At 53.9% G+C, this 2,242-nt stretch carries 2 protein-coding genes and 1 pseudogene; all 3 read right to left on the bottom strand.

Translation table 11 applies throughout. The annotated features are described in order from the left end of the window. Positions 1 to 46 precede the first annotated feature (46 nt). Entirely contained in the window at positions 47 to 289 is a 243-nt protein-coding gene (locus H6F43_RS17780) for a hypothetical protein (protein WP_190344049.1), read from the bottom strand. Between the two features lie 74 nt (positions 290 to 363). After that, complete coding sequence (locus tag H6F43_RS17775; protein WP_190344048.1) at positions 364 to 1,491, bottom strand: AI-2E family transporter; 1,128 nt, start codon at positions 1,489 to 1,491, stop codon at positions 364 to 366. Between the two features lie 157 nt (positions 1,492 to 1,648). Then, positions 1,649 to 2,242: pseudogene (locus H6F43_RS17770) on the bottom strand (hypothetical protein); the annotation flags it as partial.

The following is a 2,242-nucleotide window of genomic DNA, read 5'->3' as shown; positions in this document are numbered from 1 at the left end:
TCCGTCATTCAATTAGGAATTCTGGCTCTACAGCGTCTAAGCTTGTTCACAGTTCGCCGCGCTTCGCTTGCCAAGCAGCACCCAGCGCTGCACCGACTCCGGCAACTAAACCAACGCTCATACCTTCGATCGTCTTTAGGGTCGGGTTAGTGGTCAAGCATTCAGCCGTCGGGATTGGAGCCTGAAGGCAGTTATTGGTTTCTGCCCAGCCAGAGGTGCCACCTACGACAACCCCAGCAATACTGCACAGCGACACCATTAACAGGAGGCGAGAATTCTTTCTAACCATAGAGGGATGACAGTTGGAAGTGTATATGAGCTTCAACCTACTCTACCCGCTTCTCTGGCAAAATCAACCCTCCTTCATGAAATTGATATTGGTGTCTCCGTAGAATTTACAGAAGGATTCTCGTCATCCGGTAGGTCTGATCGGTCGGCGCGGGCTTCACCGATCGCTTTAGGGCGTAGATAAAGATTTTCTAGCAGCACTGCCGCTCCTGCCACCCAGGGCGGCACAACCAGCGCTCCTAGAACTCCCAGCACCTCGGTGCCACCAATCACCGCCAGCAGCAGATACAGCGGATGCAGCTTTACCGAGGAGCCAATGAGCAGCGGCGTCAAAATATTGCCTTCCAGGTTTTGCACAATCAGAAATAGCAGCAGCACCCAAACCCACGTCCACCCTCCCGTGGAAATTGCGACTAAAAGGGCAGGTACCGCGCCAAGCAGCGGTCCAACAAACGGGATCAGGTTCGTCGCTCCAGCAAACACGCCCAAGGCAAGGGCAAACTGCGACAGACCCAGCAGGCTTAACCCGATCGTGATCACCACGCCCAGAATGATCGAGACGATCGCCCGACCCTGAATAAAGCCGCCCATGCGCTGACTCACTGGCTTCACTTGTGCCCGCAGGCGGCGATCCCACGGGTGGGGAAACAGATTAGTCAAGCCGTCCAATAGGCTCTTGCTGCCCGCCAACATATAGGCTGAGATCAGCAAAACCAGGATTGCCTCAAGCACACCGCCCACAATGCCCTTCGTTAAACCATAGGAGCGGAGTAGCAACTGCTGTCCAGAGCGGATCAGCCAGTTACTCAGCGCTTGCGGATTGACAAATTCTGTTACTAAATTCGGCTGCGAGCTGTTCAGGCGGGCGGCGAGGTCTTGAATACGACCGTACAGTGCCTCGGTGTACACCGGAATTTGAGTAATCAACGTCTCGGTCTGAGTCAGCAGTGTGGGACCAATCAGCAAGCCGACTCCTACGAAGCCGCCAATCAATGCCAAATACACAAACAGCACGGCTAACCAGCGAGGCATCTGTCGCCGCTCTGCCCAGTTGACGATCGGTGCGATCGACGCCGCCAACACCACCGAAATCATGAGCACAATCAATAAATCTTGCAGCCGCGACAGCAGCAGGATCAGCAGAACCACCACGAGAATACTGACAATGCTAGAGAGAGAAATGGAGATTCGCTGGTCAGACATAGAGAACTGTGATTTGTTTTTAGTGATTTGTCATCCGTGATTCGTTCTTGGAGTTGAGCTTTTGGCAACGCGCTAACGAGTCATGACTAACCGCTAACAACATTAGCTCGTTTTTGTTGGTGCTGCTGTACGCGGCTCATCTGTGGCTGTCCTGGAACTATCGGAACGATAAATTAGAGCTGAACGATCGCACCAAACTAAGCTCGATCGGCGCTTCGCTGATCGCTCGGGTGTAGGTGGCACTTAGGTAAGGACGAAATGTAGACTGATTCGCCAGGTAGGTTTGAAAGAAAGCAACGCTCATGGCGCTGGCGTAGCGGCGGGCTGTCGCAGGACTGGGACCAATCACATCTTCGGGGATCGGCAGCACATCGCCTGATGCAGACGTGCCAATCACGGAAAAATGCGTTCCCTGCTCTAGCAGCAGCAAATATTTATCGTTGGTTGTCAACCAGGTAAACGGCTGAATCTGCTCCTGGAGAGCGGGCGCGATCGTATCGGCATTGCCTGCCACAATCATGGTTGGCACGCCAACTTGCTGAATACTGTTTCGCCCAAACACCGCGCTGGCGATCGGGTTCATCGCAATAATGGCTTTGACACGACGATCGTGCAAGTCCAGCCCAGTCTGTCCTGGCTGAAACGCTCGACATTGCAGCAGCAGCGACAGATTTAGCGTATTGTTCAGAACGTCAGGGCTGCACTCTGGCGGAATTTGAGCGTTGATTGGGGCACCGCCCAGCGCTAGCGC

Origin of the sequence: Leptolyngbya sp. FACHB-36, from assembly GCF_014695955.1 — a bacterium.
GTDB lineage: Bacteria > Cyanobacteriota > Cyanobacteriia > Leptolyngbyales > Leptolyngbyaceae > FACHB-36.
This window is presented reverse-complemented; position numbering and strand designations above follow the sequence as displayed.